Source organism: Pseudomonas graminis, assembly GCF_001705435.1.
GTDB classification, from domain to species: Bacteria; Pseudomonadota; Gammaproteobacteria; order Pseudomonadales; family Pseudomonadaceae; genus Aquipseudomonas; species Aquipseudomonas graminis_B.
Genome location: NZ_MDEN01000049.1, coordinates 41,153 through 57,104 on the forward strand (window position 1 = coordinate 41,153; position 15,952 = coordinate 57,104).

Below are 15,952 nucleotides of genomic sequence, written 5' to 3' on the forward strand. Positions count from 1 at the left end.
ACTTATGCTAGGGATCAGTAATGATAGCTTTTCTTAGGTTGGGTGTGACGTCACTATTTGTCTCATCACTGCCATATCTCCAAACGCTTTTGGGCTACGGCGCAACAACGAACAATTATTACTGATGAAGACTTTCTATGCCTCACCACCTGATCCTTCGCGACGCCAATGAAAATGACATGCCTCTAGTGCTGGCGATCTATGCCCATCATGTGATTCACGGCTCGGCCAGCTTCGAATTGGAGCCGCCTACCCTCGGACAGATGTGCCAAAGGCGCGCCGAGGTATGTGCCCTCGGCTTGCCGTATCTAGTGGCCGAGCGTAATGGAGAGGTAGTGGGTTATGGCTATGCGACGCTCTACCGGCCGCGTCCGGCCTACAGTTTTACAGTCGAGGATTCCGTATACATTCGCCATGACATGTCTGGTCTTGGCGTCGGGCAGGCGCTGTTGAGCAGGGTAATTGAGCGTTGCGTCGAAGGCGGACGGCGGCAAATGGTCGCGATCATCGGCAACAGCGAAAACCTTGCGTCGATCCGCTTGCACGAGCGCCAGGGATTTCGCAAGGTCGGTGTGTTTGAATCGGTGGGCTTCAAGCACGGCCGCTGGCTGGACACCGTTATCATGCAGCGAGAGTTGGGTGAAGGCGCAGGTAGCTCGCCCAATGGCTAGCGCCGGCATCAGATACTTGGGCGTTGGAACGGTTCTAGCCCTGGGCCTCTCGCAGTTGATCAACTGGGGTGTGTCGTTCTATTTGCTCGGCGCGTTCGGCCCGGCCATGGTGAAAGAGTTTGCCTGGAGTAGTCAGCAGGTGGTCGCCGGACTTTCAGTGGCCATGGTCGTGATGGGCATGACGTCGCCATTTACTGGTGGCCTAGTCGAACGCTTCGGCGGGCGGGCGGTGTTGCGAGTCGGCACCTTACTCAACGCGGCGGCCTGTGTACTGTTGGCGAACTCCGCTGCGTCGCTACCGATTTACTATCTGATCTGGATGCTGTTCGGCTTTGGGATGCGTCTGTCGTTGTACGATGCATTGTTTGCCTCCCTCGCCGAGCTAGCCGGTGAGCGGGCTCGGGGCTCCATGGTGGGTATTACATTGGTCGGCGGGCTGTCATCGGCGGTGTTTTGGCCCCTGGGCAGTGGCTTGGAGGCATTGATCGGCTGGCGACAAGGGTTGATGGTGTATGCCGCGACATGTCTTATCAGCGTCAGTTTGATCAATGTGCTGCCTGCCAATGCGGTCATGACCAAGGCGGATAACCATGATTTGCAGACTACATCTCAAAGTGCAGGCTGTGTTTTCAGGCAATGGTTGTTCGGCCTGAGCGTGACGTTGGTTGGCGTGCTCTCGGCGGGATTGGCACCACAGCTTCCTGATTTGCTCATGTCCTTAGGCGCGCCGATCAAGCTGGTGGCGTTGTGGGGTATCGGCCAGACGTGTGCGCGGATGGCGCAAAGTCTATTGGGCGGGTCGATGACCGCTTCGTCGCTTAACGTATGGGTGGGAGGTGGTCTGCCTTTGGTCTTTGCCATCGGCCTAATGAGCCAGGGCAGGGTTCTAGTGGCGGGGTTATTTGTGTTTGGTTACGGCGCGCTGAATGGTCTTTCAACGCTGCTGCGAGCAAGCCTTCCTTTCGAGCTCTTCGCGCCCGATCAATATGCGCGCCTTACCGGGAAGCTGGTGGCACCAGCCTTCGTCCTATCAGCGTTCGCGCCTTGGTTATTTGCCGCTGTGCGTGATCAGGGGGGAAATCCTGCCTTGCTGTGGATGGCGTTGGGTATCGGAGTTTGTAGTCTTTTGGTGGCTTTTGCACTCAAAGCCTTGGGTGGGTTTAAACGAGGGCCAACTGCAACAGGATGATCTTCGAATCAACGTGAAGGGGGTAACCCCGAATAGCTAGTCCTTACCACTTCATTGGCGCTCCACGCGCTGCTAGCATCCACTTCTTAATAACCTGAGTTCTTTCAATGCTACGGATTGCAGCCCTTTCAATTTTTACGGCCATCTTTTCCTTGCCAGCTTTGGCACAGGATCAATTCCAGTGCGCTGGCGCAACCGTCACCATCGGGGTAGATGCGACCATGCCATTGCGGTCAACAGAGGGCGCAGATGTGATCCTCCGGGTCGAACGAGGCCCACGCTCCACTATCTTGCGGTACAGCAATGTGGATTTCGTTCGCGGCGAATGCGACACCGATGCAAATCACTTTAGCCGTGTGATCTATCAGGCCGTCTGCGGCGGTAGCGGTTGCCATGATTTATCGAACTGGGGAGTAATCGACCCTGAAAGCCTTCAAGCTCTGCTGGTGCCTTCGAACGACAGCCTTGAACCGGCCATTGCCCTGCTCGGACATAAGCCGGTGCTGAAGGGGAAACCGATGAGTGTGAGCGCTGAAGCACACCGCCTTGGGTTACCCACCCCTTAGCATTCGAGACTTATTATGGTCACGATCACAAGGTGAGTTTGCGGGTTGGGTCTCGATAGCGCTGGGCACGCTTGATACGCCTTTCGAGCCTCAACAGCAGAAGCACGTTCATGTCGAATCAGCAGTTCCCTGGTATACGCCATTCGGCCCTTGTCTCCAGCACTGACTGCTTGAGGCGTTATCTGCCTCCCAGACTTCCTCCGCCATCGACGCCGATCACTTGGCCCGTCACAAAGGATGCACCCTCACTAAGCAGGAAGGTGATCAAAGAGGCAACTTCTGACGGCGTTCCCAGCCTTTGCATCGGGATCGTGGATATTATTTGACGCTCAGCATCACTCCCCACCGGCCTGGTCGCCCGGAAAAGCTCGGTTTCTATAGGGCCAGGAGCGACTGCGTTCGCTGTGATCCCGATGGGCGCCAATTCAAGCGCCCACGTACGTGTGATGCCAACCAAAGCGCTTTTGGCGGCAGAGTATGCTGTTCGATCTCGCGCTCCGAAAATGGCTCGACTGCAAACATTTACTATGCGTCCTGCTGAGGACTGCTTGAGGGATGGCAGGCAAGCCTGAGTGACCTGTACCGAGGCCGTCACATTCAGGTCAAGAACGCTATGGAGTGTCTCAAGGTCGAGCGTTTCAAGGCTCTGTGGAGCCGCGATACCTGCATTATTGACGACGGCATCAATAGCAGTGCGCTCTAACAGCTCCCTAAACATCTCAGCCGTCTGCTGGACGTCGGCTAAATCACATAGGACTAGCGTGCCCGGGAAATTGTCAATTGGTCGCCTGGCGATGCCAACCACATCCCACCCTGACTCCTTCAAACGAGAGCTCAGCGCAAGACCTATTCCTTTGGTGGCACCTGTCACCAATGCAGTTCGGGTGTTGTTCATGTTTACCCTCTCATTTTCCGACCCCAAATGTCCTAGTAGCACAGACCTCTCGGCGAACAAAATGATGCCATTGTGATCTCATTCGTAGATCTTAACTTCTACGTCTCTCGCTCCCCCGGGAAGTGCTTTGTGACCAAACGGTTCCTCGGTATCACGGTTTTCATGTCTGTGATGTTGTGCCTGACTGGGTGCGCTTGGTTTCAGACAGTTCCTCTGACCGGGGCCTATAGGGAAGGGTTTCGGAGCGGATGCGGAGCTCGTGAGCAGGGTTCCGGATATGAGGCCCGGGATGCTGACGCCCGGGCTCATCTTCAAGGGCGCTATTGGCAAGGGTGGGGACGCGGTTTCAACTCCTGTCTATCGCCGTGGGAAAAAGAGCGGCAAGACAAATGGCTTCGTGGGGAAGACAAAAAATACTGCACCAAGCATCAAAAAAAGCGCGGCCACTGCAAAGAGTAGAGAGACCGCCAACGATCTGGCACAGTTTTTTGATACCTAGGGCAAGCTGTAGGGTACTCAGTTAGCCTCATCCACAACTAGGTCGATTGGCAGGTGAGCAGGTGAGCAACAAACCGCTACTCTGGCTCGGTGCATGATTTACAACCCCGCTCGAACCACTCTTATCGTCCAGGATCACCAGTGACTAATCTCCTATTCATTTGCAGTCGCAATCAGTGGCGAAGCCCTACAGCGGAAGCGATGTGGCGCCGTCGACCCCGCTTTAACGTGCGTTCGGCAGGTACCAGTCCCAGTGCACGAAAATCAGTTGGGCCCGCAGACATTTGTTGGGCGGATGTGATCTTCGTCATGGAGCGTAAACACTTGCAGCGCCTTCGCGCGGCATACGCTCAGCACCTTGAGCACAAGCTCGTGCACGTTCTGGAGATCCCTGACGATTTTCAGTACATGGATCCCGAGCTAGTGGAATTACTGGAGAGCGCAGTGAGTGAATACCTTGAGCAGTAGGCACCTCTCATGAAGTTGCGATATGGCAGCAGTGACGCATGTCCAGCGTCGGGCCATCGTATCGATGGCGGGTTTGTGCCCATGGTTATTCATCCCACCAATCGTTCACCCCACGTATGGTGCTGTGGCCCGTAAACCAGTCCTCGACCTTAGTCGTCAGGTTTACGACTGATCCGATGTTAGCCTGGATGGGATCAAGCTTATCTGCCTGCGCCGTGGCCCATGCTGCCCACAAGGCGGTTTGCTGTTGGACATGCGCTGGGCTGCCAGCATTTGCCTTACAGGTGGCCTCGATGAACGCTCGTAGCTGAAGTGAGCGCTGCCAGTACTCCATGTTGCTTACCAGATCTCGGCGTAACCGCCGCTGGCTTTCATCGTGCCTCACCCGCTGCAGACGCACCTCTTCCTCGATCCGGCGTGCATTTTGCTGTTCCTCACGTCTGATTCGTGCGGCTGTGATCGATTCGGCAATTAGGGCGAATCCTTCGACGATGCTGCCGAGTCTTTTCTCAAGCCTTTTCGCCTTGGTGTCAGCCCAGTTCTTGCGCGTGCCGTGCAAAGTATCCGCTTCTACCTGCAGGCTCAGTTGGCCTGTAGGTATCCACTCGAAAGAAGGCGCACGCAAAGATGAAAAGTTGGGTGTCCACGGAGTACCTGGTTTGCGTGGTGTCGGAGGAGGGGGAGGGAGAGCAAGTTTGGTCAGCCGTTCTGTGAGTTGCAGGGTGAATTTCTCTGCTCCAATTTGGACTGTGGTCTTGTCATGAACTCCAATCGTCCATCGATGACCCAGTGCTTCGCTTGCTTTGATGAGCGTATCGAGAATTAGCGCTGAGCGATCAACCTGCGCCAGTGAAATGCGGGTATCTAGCACAGGCATTTTCTCAAGTGCTAGATGGCCCTCATGGGTTTTAGCGGACTGAGCGTGCTTTAGCCATTTCACTACGAGTAGATGAGGATCGTTCAGTGTCTGCGGGACAACCGGGAGGAAGCTTTGGAGACTTGTTTTTACCGCGGCTGGTTTTTGAGGGGGAAGGAGCGTTCTGTCCAGCACCTTGAAGCTAATCTGCACGGTCTCCATCGGGGGCTTCGGCTTGGCCGGGCGCTTAGCGGGTTGCTTAGCCCAGTATCCCCGAGACGGGAGTGGTATACCCGCCTTACGACAAGCTTTCGATAGGCCTACGTCTGATACGCCGATCTCTTGGGCAAGCTTCAATACGGGGGTTGCCCAGATCTTATCGAAGAGCTCTAGGGTAGTGAAACTAACCAACTTGTACATGCGCTTTACCCTGCGTCATAGCTGAAATCTGAGCGTAGATCGCGTATCGCCGCTGCGCCGGAAAAGCTTTGAGTAACGCCTCTGCATATGGGCCCAGAGGCTTGCCGAGCTTTTTAGACCTGTCCATGCCTTTCGCGCGTAAGACGGTTTCACTGATGCACACATCGTGCGCTGGTTCGCCCGGCAGTTGTGTGGCGGCGAACTCAATACCGTATATCGTTACAAAATGAACATAAACACACATTGACCATTAAGTGGGATTTTATGCCCATGTGGGTGGGACGATAGCCACTCAAGCCAGATGTTCTTCCATGAAGCCAGTTAAGTGGGCTTGAGGATTTGTTCCCGGACACCTTTCGGAAGCGCCGGGGGAGGACATGCTTACCGCCCATCGCCGGGGCATATCGTTTGAGTCACTTTTGGGTGGAGAGGTTCTATTGAAATTCTCCCAACACGACGGTGCCGTTTGATGATCGCGTTGGTGCGCCAGTTTTACCTCCCCCCCCACCGGGAATTGCCTATGACGTGATGTAGCTGTTGCTAGATTCCTGTGTTGAGTAAACCTCACTCAACGTCATTATCTTCGACGCTATGAATGTCGTCGATGTAGGAGGTTGGTGCTCTTCCTAATATGCGTTTGAACATTGTGGAAAATGCAGAGGGACTCTCGTAACCAAAGTCAATAGCTATACGTGTAATGGAATCACCCGCAGAGAGCCGGGCAAGTGCGAGTACTACACAAGCCCTCTGTCGCCATTGCCCAAAACTCATAGATGTTTGCTCTCGAAACATGCGGCTGAATGAACGGTCACTCATGAACATTTCATGTGCCCAGGTGTGAGGAGACTCGTGGATATCAGGCGCCTGGAGAAAGCTCTGACATCGCGCTAATAAGCGCTCATCCACTGGGAGAGGGATGAAAAGCGGGAGTTCTTTAGCTCGCGCAAGTTCGTAGAGTAACAACTGCATCAGCACACCGTCTCTTCCGCTCTCGTCGTACTCAAGGGGGATGTCAACGGACTCCATGAGCAGCTGCCGCATCAAAGGGGAAACGCTAATCACCCTGCAGTCCATCTTCGAAGAAAGTGCGAGCTCGGGTTCGATATATAGGCTGCGAGTACTCACCCCAAGATACAAGACCTCGTGGGCCACGAGTGGTGGAATCCAGACAGCGCGTTGCGGAGGCACGATCCAGTTCCCACGGTTCGTGACAACCCTCATCAGCCCCTTGGAGCCGTACAGAAGCTGTGCCCTTCGATGTGTGTGACTGTGCTGCAGAAAGCCGTGTGGATAGTCAGTACCAATGGCCACGACGGTTCGGGGGGTGTGATCGAGTAGATGTATCGGCACGTTGCGCATAGGGCTTGCTGGCTGTTGGTTTGGCCGGAACTCAAACATACTTGGCCCAAATGCTCAAGCCCGTCGGTGTGCGGTGGTCTACCTTACGCTCCGATTCGTAACGGACTGAGCGTGATGGAATTTTTTCTGCTGGTGTTCTTTGGCTGCTTTGCAGGCATAACGACTGTGATGTTCGGATTTGGCGGTGGGTTTGTAATAGTGCCCGTTATTTATCACGTGATATCAGCCACCCATCCAGTGAACTCTGCAGCCAACCAGTCTGCGATGCATATCGCTGTCGCGACATCAACTTGTGTGATGGTTTTGAACGCAGGGCTGGCCACGTTTAATCAGAGAAAACACAAAGAGCTTCTCCTGCCTTATATTTGGCCGATGGCTGGATACATAGCAATAGGCGGGGCCGCTGGTGCTTTGATGGCAGAATGTTTGAGCGGCCTAGTGGTAAGACTAGCATTTGTAATGTACTTAGCGTTGACAATACTTGACTGCTTGTTGCGCCGCGGTTTCCTTGTCGCGAATGCTTCGTCAATAATTAAAAGGTTGAGCAAAAAATTTATTGTTTTCGGAGGTTTCAGCATCGGAATAGTAGCTTCAATCCTTGGCGTGGGAGGTAGCGTTATGACCGTGCCCATACTTAGGCGTTGCGGATTGGAAATGACATACGCCGCAGCCGGTGCAAACGCTCTCAGTCTGCCCGTGGCTATATCAGCTACGATGGCGTACGTTTTTATCGCAGAAAGCAAGGAATATAATCTCGGCGCTTGGTACTTGGGATATGTAAATATATTTTATTTCGTATGCATAGTTGGCGGGGCGCTTCTCGGCATAAAGCTTTCAAGCCAGTGGGCAGATAAAATTCCAGATAAGCTTCATGCGTCCATGTATGTTGGCCTTTTAATAGTGTTTATGATGGCGATGATTGTTAAATAGCAAGCGCGGCGAATCGAGATTTGTTACTTGCTGATGAAGTTCGGCTGTTTGAAAAAAAACTCCCAGTCGACGAGATTTTATTCTATTACTATAACAGGGGGGGAAAAAGATGCGTAATGTCAGGGTTGATATATCACAACTTGTCAGCAAATTGCGGGGGCTTGATTTGGCAGGCCTGTCAGTCAATGAGCGGATCAATAAGTTGGTAGATTTGAAGATTCACGCGCTGCCAATTTTATATGAGAACCTCACGGCTGAAGAGTACATGGCAGTCGTCTCCGAGCTAGCAAATGTGGACGCATCTTCAGCATTGAGTATGTCGATGCATTTATACACACTGTGGGGCTTGAGCAAGCGTCATGGAGTGCAATTCGCCAGTACGCTTGATGACGTTGCCACCCATGGGAGGTTGTTAGGATCGCTTAATGAGCCAGGGCTATATTTTTTGGCGCCAGGACAGCTCACAACGGAGTCGTATCCCGTAAAAGCGACGAGGGTCGACGGAGGATACCTGGTCTCTGGGCTTAAAAAGTTTGTGTCTCTGGAACCTTTTGTGTCATTTCTGCCGGTCTACTGCATGGTTGAAAATTATAGCGGTAATGACGTCGGCGTAATCTCGCTGATGTTAAGGAAAGATGCCGATGGCGTTTCAGTCATCCATGATTGGAACAGCCTGGCCATGCAGGATAGCCACAGTAATACAGTAAAGTTCGACAGCGTCTTCTGCCAAGATGAGTTTGCTATTTGCGGCGAAGATAGTCCGATATCCTCTTTATCCATACAAGGTTATCTCTTTAGATTCAATGTTTGTTGTGTATATCTAGGCTTGGCACGAAAGGCACTAGATCTTGCATTAAATACTGCTAAATCAAAGCGCCCCCCGAATGGACTTCATGCTCTCGCTAGGTATCCTGGGATACAGTTTTCGATAGCTGAGATGCTGATATCCATGGGGGTAATGGAGGCTCAGATGAAGGCGCTATGTTCTGATTTAAATGAGTTCCTGTCGCACGGGCGGGACGTTGATCCGCATATCAATAGCTCTAGTCTGGTCGCAAAAGAGGTGATATCGAGAGAGTCAGAAGCATTAGTTTCGAACGCTATGAAAATCACTGGCATTAGCAGTTTATCTAATGAAAATGAATTATCGACGATATTTAAAGACATCAAGGCATCTCAGTTTCATCCTCCGCAGCGCGATGTGACCTATGAGATTCTAGCAAAACAGGCGTTGGGTGTTATTTCTTATAAGCAGCGGTGGATGTAAAAATGAATACTTTAGTGAATGATATCTTCAGCATCGAAACAGGTCAGGTTACACTCTTGTTGCCGAGAAAGATAAACGGTGGTCGGTTAAGCGAGCTGTTGGAACGGATTCCTTACGTCAGTGAAAATGTGAAAAGTGTAAGCTATTCTGATCAAGGCCATTGCGCGATCATCAACGTAGAGTCTTCAGAAGCAGATCAGATGGATCTCCTGAGATCTGACCTTCAGGAGTTAGTTGAAGCACTGCTTGCTTCGAAAATTGCAGCACAGAAAACATTAAAAACTAGGGTGAGGCCCTCAGGTCTGGTATCAAAGAAACACGTTGACGACTCGATGGTTTACTACAATAGCGCCGATTTAAAACTTATAGCGGGTGTTGACAAACTTCTAGTTGATATTGCGATTCGACATGGCGCCAGCATTAGAGAGTATGGATCAATTTACTCCGCCGAAATCATGGCCCGTAACGGGTATCACAAAAACTTTCCTCAAAATGTATATGGCGTCACGCAAATATCACACAACTACGCCTTGATAAAAGAAATCCGCGAGTCATCCTCATCAACTATCCCCCCAGGGATGTTTCATAGCCAGGGCGCTTTTCTACAGCCGTGCGTTTGCTATCATTGCTACGCAGAGATACAAGATTCGATACAATCTAATGTTCTGTATACCTTAAAAGGACGATGCTTCCGCCATGAAATTGAATGGCGGCTCAACAACTTTCGTCGAAACGAATTCACGATGCGCGAAATCGTGTTTATGGGCAGCCCTGAGTATGTTGAAAGCAAACGCTTAACTATTATGGAAGATGTTTGGGCCTTGTTTGGTGCTTTGGGACTTTATGGGCAAATTGTAACCGCGCGGGATCCGTTTTTTCACTACGATGACATGAAGACCAAGGGTGCTGTGCAGTTGATGGCGGATGCAAAGTATGAGCTTGAGTTTATCTCAGAAGCAGGTCACTCCAGTTCAATCGCTTCATTCAACAACTGCCAAGATACTTTGTGCGCAAAATTTGGCATCACCGATTTTGATAGCAACGTGCTGCATTCGGGATGTGTAGCTTTTGGCATTGACCGCTGGCGGGCTGCGTTGTTCGAGCAGTATGGGGGGGACTGCGAAGTCTGGCCAGATTTGCTTAACACTTCTAATAATCATTGATAAGGATACTCGTGAGATGGATATCATCGAAAATGCCGTATTTCGTGTAATCGAAAAGGTGGTGGGTGCTCCAGTGGAGTTGACGGTTAATAGTTTACTTTCCGATCTCCGAATAAACTCGATAAAAATCATTCAAATCATTGCGATGTTGGAAAATGACCTAGACTTCGAGTTGGATGAAGAGGATCTTCTGATGAGTAATTTTTCAACTCCCGGGCGCACAATCAACTTGTTACGCGAAAAATATAGTAAGGCAAGTGTAGAATGACTTGTAGGGTCGCCTATATATGCGGCAAGCAAGGGGTGTCAGTACTACCTGCGCTAGCGGCCATTTGCGAAAAAAAAGATCTGATGATCCTCACGTCTGCGGCCGCGTACGGCGAGATCGATGTGCAGGTCTACAATGTATGCACAATCATATCCCCGGAACATCTGAGACAGTCCCTTGAGAACTTCCGGCCTGATTTAGTGTTGGTTATGACATATCTTTCGAAGCTTGACCCTTCGCTTTCGGAGTTGACAAGGTTTGGAATGGTAAACGTTCACCCCTCATTGCTTCCAAAGTATCGAGGAGGGTCGCCCGTTTTCTACGCGCTCAAGAACGGTGAGACGCAGGTAGGGGTAACTTACCATTTTATCTCTGAAGGTTTCGATCAGGGTGCAATAATCCGTCAGGAAAGCATCAGGGTTTCAGCGACTGATTGCGCCAGCTCAGTATGGATGAAAATAATCAAGAAAATAATAGTCACTCTACCATCTGTTGTCGCCTGTCGCCACGAGTGGAGCTCTCTCGCCGTTGAGCAGAACGAGTTGGAAGCGACAACTGTGGGTTTTCCATCACTTGAGGAGAGAAGTTTTTCCAGCCTGCTGACTATTGCTGAAAACCTAAGCTTAATACGCGCCTGTGGAAAATCCTCGGGCGCGAGACTGATTCTTGAGGGATATGAATTTTTTGTTACCAACGCGATGGCTCCATATATTCAACCGTGTGGAAGTGATTCCCCAAAAAATTGGAGGATCGTCGATAATATTCTTTGGTTCAAAGCTCTAGATGGTTGGCTTTGCATTTCGGATGCCTATATAAATACCAGTCGAGTAACATCTTGGAGTTTTCTAAGTGATGGGGAGAAGCTGTCTTGATTGATGTTATAAATAACAGTCAAGGATTGCAGTTCGACTATGAACTCGATTTTTACGATCGGCGTTTTTTAGACTGTTGGAGAAGACAATCTGTCGTCTTCCTAGAGAAGGCGGGCGCACAAGTAGATTTGCTTTTCCATAACTGCCTTCCGTCAACTGACGAAATCTTCAGTGAGCATATTTTGAATCAAAAACCTAAATATGCTTTTCCGACGCCATCGGTGGGCGATGAAGGATTGGCTCTCATAGGGTGGAGGCAACGAACTCAGTGTTATGCGCAGTTCAAAGAAGCCCTGAGCGACATAAAAATTCATCTCACTAAAGTACCGTTCGTAGTCGTTATGGGTAGCGTCTTCTATTTGCCTCATTGCCCAGAACATCGAAGCGAACACCTAAATCACTCTATCGTCCTGGTTCGGCCGACCGGGGAAGATAGCTGGGACGTTGTTGACGATGACGAGGCGTCAATTTTAAAACGCTATAGCTACCAAGAACGATATATTGATGACTATTTCAATAACAACGGCTGCCGTCTAATAAGATATTTTGAACCGGTTGTAGGGGGCTCATGTGATCATGCACTTGCTGTCGAGAAGTGCGCTGATCATGTCTTTGCGTACACTGACACCTACAGGATGTTTTCTGACATTGAGGCGATAGTCTGTGCCCCGTACGAATCGATGGCTGTCAAAACAAGGAAATTGCATGAGGCGTTTTCAATTTTCTCTGGTTCGAGAAGTCTCTTTTCAAGATTCGTCAAATCCGTTCTAGGTGACCTCAGCTCGGCCGCTGTCCTTGAAGTGATTGCTCGTGAGTCGATGGTCATCAAATATACTATGGCTAAAGCCTCCGTAACGGGGAGGATCAATATGAAAACGCTTGTGGTACGGTGCGAAAAACTTATCGCATTGGAACAGCAAGCAATCAATTCGCTAAAATTAAAAATGGTTACTCCATCCTATGCATGCGCGAAGTAGCTGTGCCACAGAACAAGTAAGCTATAAGAGATTGATTACTAGGACTAATTTTCTCCGGTTCATGCTCAGCCAGCTTTTCGTCAGCGCAGGTGATGGTTTTTTTGGGGTATTAGTCACCTACCTAGCTTTAGAGCATGGATCTTCCGTTTCAACTTTAGGAGTTATCGCATTTTGCGTGACATTTCCTCGAGGACTTTTAGGGATTTTGGGAGGTGCGCTGGCAGATCAATACGATCGTAAGAAACTCATGGTTTGTTGCGATGTGATACGCTGGTCAGGTTTGCTTATAATATCTTCGCTGTCGATGTTTGGAGCTCTTGACGTAGCCTTGCTCGCAGGAGTTGGTTCTATCGTAACAGCATCCTACGCGGTTTCTAAGCCAGCAAGTAAGGCTTTCGTTCCCTCAGTCGTTGGGCTGGACGAATTAGTCTTAGCTAACGGTTTGATCCAGAGTGTCCTATGGCCCGCTTTTTTTGCGGGTGCGGGTTTGGTAGGTATTCTCAGTTTCCTCGGCATATCCCCTGAATACGCTGTTCTGGTTTGCGCCTGCTTCTTTGTGGCCTCCCAGATTTCGCTAGCGGGCATTATCTGCAACCCCTGTAAAAAATCTCTCGCAAAGGGTTTATTGGCTACGCTAAGGCAGTTGATTGACGCGGGGAGGGCGCTTAAGTCAAACAGAGCACTCATGGTCAGAATAACCGGCTATTTCTTTTTCACGGTTTTTTGGCGAGGGCTGATTCAGATTGTGTTGCCATTATATGTGGTTCACAAACTTCACCAGCCACCATCAGTTTACAGTGTTCTCATGGTTGCGTGCGGCGTCGGAGAGTTAGTTAGTTCGCTATTGCTTGGTAAGTCTCGATACTCTCACAGTTTGAAGTTGGCTTTTGTTGGAGAGGGCATTTTGGGATTGGCTGTTGCCGTTCTGGCCTTCAGTTATTTTAACGTGGCCACAGGAATGGCGTTTGCTGTAGTCGCTAGCGTCTTAATAGGCGTGTCGGCCACTGTAATAGACATTCCGTTAGTAACCTCCATCCAGAAAAACGTCAAAGATCGCGAAGTCGGCAAAGTATTTAGCTTTTGGAGCGCTTTAGGAGCTCTCGGCGGTAGCTTCGGCACCATAATAGTAAGCGGTTTGGTCAGTCTTGCTGGAATTGATTCCGCTCTTCTCTGGATGTCTTGCTGTTTAATCTTCTCGGTGCCAGTTTTCTTTCTTGTGGCCTATAGAAACTAGAGGTTTAGTAAGTACAATGGAAAAGCCAAATTGCAATCGTGATTTTCCTGGGACGTTGGCAGATTACAAACGACTCCTGTCCACTTTTCCAACCGGCGTTTGCTTAGTCGTTATTGGGGAGGGTGATGCTGCGGTAGGGGTTATTATCAGCTCATTTGTACCCGTATCTTTATCTCCAGCTATAGTGCAGTTTTCTCTGAAAAACAAATCCAGGTTTCTCGATATGCTGCTTGCAGTATCTGTTTTTCACATCTATATAATGTCGGATCGGCAGGCTGATGTGGCTGCCTTTTATGGTTCGAATCCAGCCTCTATAGTTACAGATGATGTTCTGAACGATGCAGTTTCTAAAATATTTTGCAGGTTTGAGGATTTCATCGTCAAAGGTGATCATACCTTGGTATTTGGTGAGGTAGAAGACTTCTCTTGTGAATTGGATCAGTCGCTCGTTTATTATAAGGCCCGGTTTGGTCGTGTAGTTTCCATCTGAATTTTGGTGATACAGTGCTCGGCTCTGAAGTGGTAGTTCTCGTTGCTCCGGTTCTGAAGATGGAAGAGATATTTAGGTACTCCTCTTTTATTCCGGTGTTGCCAGAGTGTGAGTGGCAACGCAGTGTTTCGATAGTTGATGTGCGAAAGAAAGCGGAGTTCATCCTAGCTCGCGTGCTGTTACGCTTAGCTATAGGTCGTATGTTGAAATGCGCCCCTGCGACAATACTTATCTCTTTCGAGTCTAATGGTCGTCCCTATCTAAAATGCGGTACCTTTGATTTTAGCATTTCCCATGCTGGAGGATATGTTTGTGTTGCCATCGCTGGTACCAGGAAAGTAGGGGTGGACATTGAGGCTTTGGATTTGATTACGGATGAGGAATTGCTGTCAGGATATCTAAGGGGCAAGCTCTTTTCGAGATATTGCCCTTTGCCGACTGCCTTAGGTTGCTCGAGTCTCATGTCGGTTCAGTCGTGGTGTATGCATGAAGCATACGCAAAGTGCGTAAATGAAGACATTCTTTCGTTGCTGACATCTCAGAATAATATTTCCAAATTCAACGATTCGGCTCTCAACTGGTCAAGCAACATTAGTCATTCTATTTTCTGCAAAATTGTCGGAAAAGGACAGATATCCCTGGCGGTTTGCGTTGATTCCCCACCCATAAGTATTAGGCTGCTAGAAGTCGATCTTCTCGATAATGATTGGCTGAGCTGTATCTAGAACACTGGCGTAGGCGCAATCGCTGACCGAATGATCTGCTTGCCGCGCGGGACGCAGTGGCCAGTCAAGGTGAGTTACACGGCCAAGGCCGCATCATTCGAGGTGTGGCGCAGTGCTTCTGGCAGGGCCTGAGCCTGAGCCTGAGCGTTATACGATGCGCCACGCTAACTCTCTATGACCCGTAGCGCAGATGCCGCGCCAGCACTCTGCACGGTTGAACAGCTTCCCTCGAACGGTGGCTGCCGCGACTGTCTAGACGACCGGCAGTCTTTGGGAAAAACTATTTGCCGCCGTTGAGTCCGAATCGCCGCCGCCTTTTTGCGCTGTGTAGCGACCCAGCGAAGGGCCAATTCTTGCATCCCAGATGCCCATGCTCGTATCTTATCCACTGCCCAATTATTACCGACGATCCCAGCCCCTTCATTAAGGTAGCGCGACGGCCCTGCTCAGCCTTGCAGGCCGTTACAATACTCAATTGCCCCAGTTGTTCGGCGGAGGCTCGAGGAAAACTTTGCGAATGACTGGTCACCGACGATCAGCTAACATCGGTGGCATCAAACGACCCTGGAGATCTACATGTCTCGTCTTGCCGAATTCCGCAAACTCGAACAACAGCTCGCAGCACAGATCGCCGAGCTAGAAACGCTGAAAAACGACAGCGGTTTGAAGAAAGAAATCGAATTTGAAACCAAACTGCGCTACTTGCTTGGCGAGTATGGTTTTAGCCTGCGCGAGATCGTTGGCATCCTCGACCCCCAGGGTACATCCGGGCGCAAGGCTGCCCCAGTAGTTACTGAGAAAAAAACTCGCAAGGCCCGCGATTTAAAAGTTTACAAAAATCCTTTGACCGGCGAGGTCGTGGAAACAAAGGGCGGCAACCATAAGCTGCTCAAAGCCTGGAAGAGCCAGTTTGGAGATGAGGTTGAGACTTGGCTGGTTAAATGACCGGTTGGATTTGAATCAGCCGTCGTAAGACGGCTTTTTTCGATCTCCAATCCCTTTATAAACCACCGACAGGGCCGATCGCAGATGACAGAGGCTCCAGATCGTTGATTCAGTTGTGCCTTACTATTTTTCCACCTCGTCGAAACCAAAAGGGCAGCT

Annotated in this window: 18 protein-coding genes and 2 pseudogenes; 17 read left to right on the forward strand and 3 right to left on the reverse strand. The window is 50.2% G+C overall.

Annotation, left to right across the window (positions count from 1 at the left end):
- Nucleotides 1–137 precede the first annotated feature (137 nt).
- The 4 genes and pseudogenes from BBI10_RS02145 to BBI10_RS27845 all read left to right on the forward strand — a co-directional run.
- Nucleotides 138–671 carry a GNAT family N-acetyltransferase gene (locus BBI10_RS02145; RefSeq protein ID WP_065986368.1) on the forward strand — a complete coding sequence of 178 codons (534 nt, stop codon included), beginning with the start codon at nucleotides 138–140 and terminating at the stop codon, nucleotides 669–671.
- On the forward strand, nucleotides 664–1,860 hold the full coding sequence (locus BBI10_RS02150; RefSeq protein WP_065986369.1) for an MFS transporter: 1,197 nt from the start codon (nucleotides 664–666) through the stop codon (nucleotides 1,858–1,860). The genes BBI10_RS02145 and BBI10_RS02150 overlap by 8 nt, the downstream gene beginning before the upstream one ends.
- Before the next feature lie 107 nt (nucleotides 1,861–1,967).
- On the forward strand, nucleotides 1,968–2,426 hold the full coding sequence (locus BBI10_RS02155) for a hypothetical protein (RefSeq protein ID WP_065986370.1): 459 nt from the start codon (nucleotides 1,968–1,970) through the stop codon (nucleotides 2,424–2,426).
- A 10-nt stretch (nucleotides 2,427–2,436) separates the two neighbouring features.
- A pseudogene (locus BBI10_RS27845) lies at nucleotides 2,437–2,592 on the forward strand (GFA family protein); the annotation flags it as partial.
- Nucleotides 2,593–2,604: 12 nt separating this feature from the next.
- Here BBI10_RS27845 and BBI10_RS02160 read toward each other — a convergent pair.
- Nucleotides 2,605–3,321: an SDR family oxidoreductase gene (locus BBI10_RS02160; protein ID WP_065986371.1), complete on the reverse strand. Its 717-nt coding sequence runs from the start codon at nucleotides 3,319–3,321 to the stop codon at nucleotides 2,605–2,607.
- Nucleotides 3,322–3,610: 289 nt separating this feature from the next.
- Here BBI10_RS02160 and BBI10_RS02165 point away from each other — a divergent pair, with 289 nt between their 5' ends.
- The 3 genes and pseudogenes from BBI10_RS02165 (at nucleotide 3,611) to BBI10_RS28485 (ending at nucleotide 4,287) form a co-directional block, all read left to right on the forward strand.
- Nucleotides 3,611–3,820 (forward strand): hypothetical protein, encoded by a 210-nt coding sequence (locus tag BBI10_RS02165; protein WP_065986372.1) that lies wholly within the window; start codon nucleotides 3,611–3,613, stop codon nucleotides 3,818–3,820.
- Nucleotides 3,821–3,960: 140 nt separating this feature from the next.
- Nucleotides 3,961–4,065: pseudogene (locus tag BBI10_RS28480) on the forward strand (phosphotyrosine protein phosphatase); the annotation flags it as partial.
- A 78-nt stretch (nucleotides 4,066–4,143) separates the two neighbouring features.
- Nucleotides 4,144–4,287: a cellular communication/signal transduction gene (locus BBI10_RS28485; RefSeq protein WP_432213738.1), complete on the forward strand. Its 144-nt coding sequence runs from the start codon at nucleotides 4,144–4,146 to the stop codon at nucleotides 4,285–4,287.
- Nucleotides 4,288–4,372: 85 nt separating this feature from the next.
- Here BBI10_RS28485 and BBI10_RS02175 read toward each other — a convergent pair whose 3' ends face one another.
- A complete protein-coding gene (locus tag BBI10_RS02175; RefSeq protein ID WP_244160293.1) occupies nucleotides 4,373–5,365 on the reverse strand; it encodes a hypothetical protein in 993 nt (330 codons plus the stop codon).
- Between the two features lie 762 nt (nucleotides 5,366–6,127).
- A complete protein-coding gene (locus tag BBI10_RS02180) occupies nucleotides 6,128–6,922 on the reverse strand; it encodes an AraC family transcriptional regulator (protein ID WP_065986411.1) in 795 nt (264 codons plus the stop codon).
- A 114-nt stretch (nucleotides 6,923–7,036) separates the two neighbouring features.
- Here BBI10_RS02180 and BBI10_RS02185 point away from each other — a divergent pair, with 114 nt between their 5' ends.
- The 10 genes from BBI10_RS02185 (at nucleotide 7,037) to BBI10_RS02225 (ending at nucleotide 15,793) form a co-directional block, all read left to right on the forward strand.
- Nucleotides 7,037–7,852, forward strand: coding sequence for a sulfite exporter TauE/SafE family protein (locus BBI10_RS02185; protein WP_065986375.1), 816 nt, complete (start codon nucleotides 7,037–7,039; stop codon nucleotides 7,850–7,852).
- 109 nt (nucleotides 7,853–7,961) lie between these two features.
- On the forward strand, nucleotides 7,962–9,119 hold the full coding sequence (locus BBI10_RS02190; protein ID WP_065986376.1) for an acyl-CoA dehydrogenase family protein: 1,158 nt from the start codon (nucleotides 7,962–7,964) through the stop codon (nucleotides 9,117–9,119).
- A 2-nt stretch (nucleotides 9,120–9,121) separates the two neighbouring features.
- On the forward strand, nucleotides 9,122–10,282 hold the full coding sequence (locus tag BBI10_RS02195) for an aminoacyl--tRNA ligase-related protein (RefSeq protein WP_065986377.1): 1,161 nt from the start codon (nucleotides 9,122–9,124) through the stop codon (nucleotides 10,280–10,282).
- Between the two features lie 16 nt (nucleotides 10,283–10,298).
- Nucleotides 10,299–10,550 (forward strand): phosphopantetheine-binding protein, encoded by a 252-nt coding sequence (locus BBI10_RS02200; protein WP_065986378.1) that lies wholly within the window; start codon nucleotides 10,299–10,301, stop codon nucleotides 10,548–10,550.
- An 83-nt stretch (nucleotides 10,551–10,633) separates the two neighbouring features.
- A complete protein-coding gene (locus tag BBI10_RS02205; RefSeq protein ID WP_167355765.1) occupies nucleotides 10,634–11,422 on the forward strand; it encodes a formyltransferase family protein in 789 nt (262 codons plus the stop codon).
- Nucleotides 11,419–12,399 carry a hypothetical protein gene (locus BBI10_RS02210; RefSeq protein ID WP_065986380.1) on the forward strand — a complete coding sequence of 327 codons (981 nt, stop codon included), beginning with the start codon at nucleotides 11,419–11,421 and terminating at the stop codon, nucleotides 12,397–12,399. The genes BBI10_RS02205 and BBI10_RS02210 overlap by 4 nt, the downstream gene beginning before the upstream one ends.
- A gap of 61 nt (nucleotides 12,400–12,460) precedes the next feature.
- Nucleotides 12,461–13,633, forward strand: coding sequence for an MFS transporter (locus BBI10_RS02215; protein ID WP_167355766.1), 1,173 nt, complete (start codon nucleotides 12,461–12,463; stop codon nucleotides 13,631–13,633).
- 16 nt (nucleotides 13,634–13,649) lie between these two features.
- Nucleotides 13,650–14,123 (forward strand): flavin reductase family protein, encoded by a 474-nt coding sequence (locus tag BBI10_RS26375; RefSeq protein WP_083232990.1) that lies wholly within the window; start codon nucleotides 13,650–13,652, stop codon nucleotides 14,121–14,123.
- A 59-nt stretch (nucleotides 14,124–14,182) separates the two neighbouring features.
- Nucleotides 14,183–14,848, forward strand: a complete 666-nt coding sequence (locus BBI10_RS28490) for a 4'-phosphopantetheinyl transferase family protein (protein ID WP_432213737.1) — start codon at nucleotides 14,183–14,185, stop codon at nucleotides 14,846–14,848.
- Nucleotides 14,849–15,424: 576 nt separating this feature from the next.
- Entirely contained in the window at nucleotides 15,425–15,793 is a 369-nt protein-coding gene (locus BBI10_RS02225) for a histone-like nucleoid-structuring protein, MvaT/MvaU family (RefSeq protein ID WP_065986383.1), read from the forward strand.
- Nucleotides 15,794–15,952: the final 159 nt, after the last annotated feature.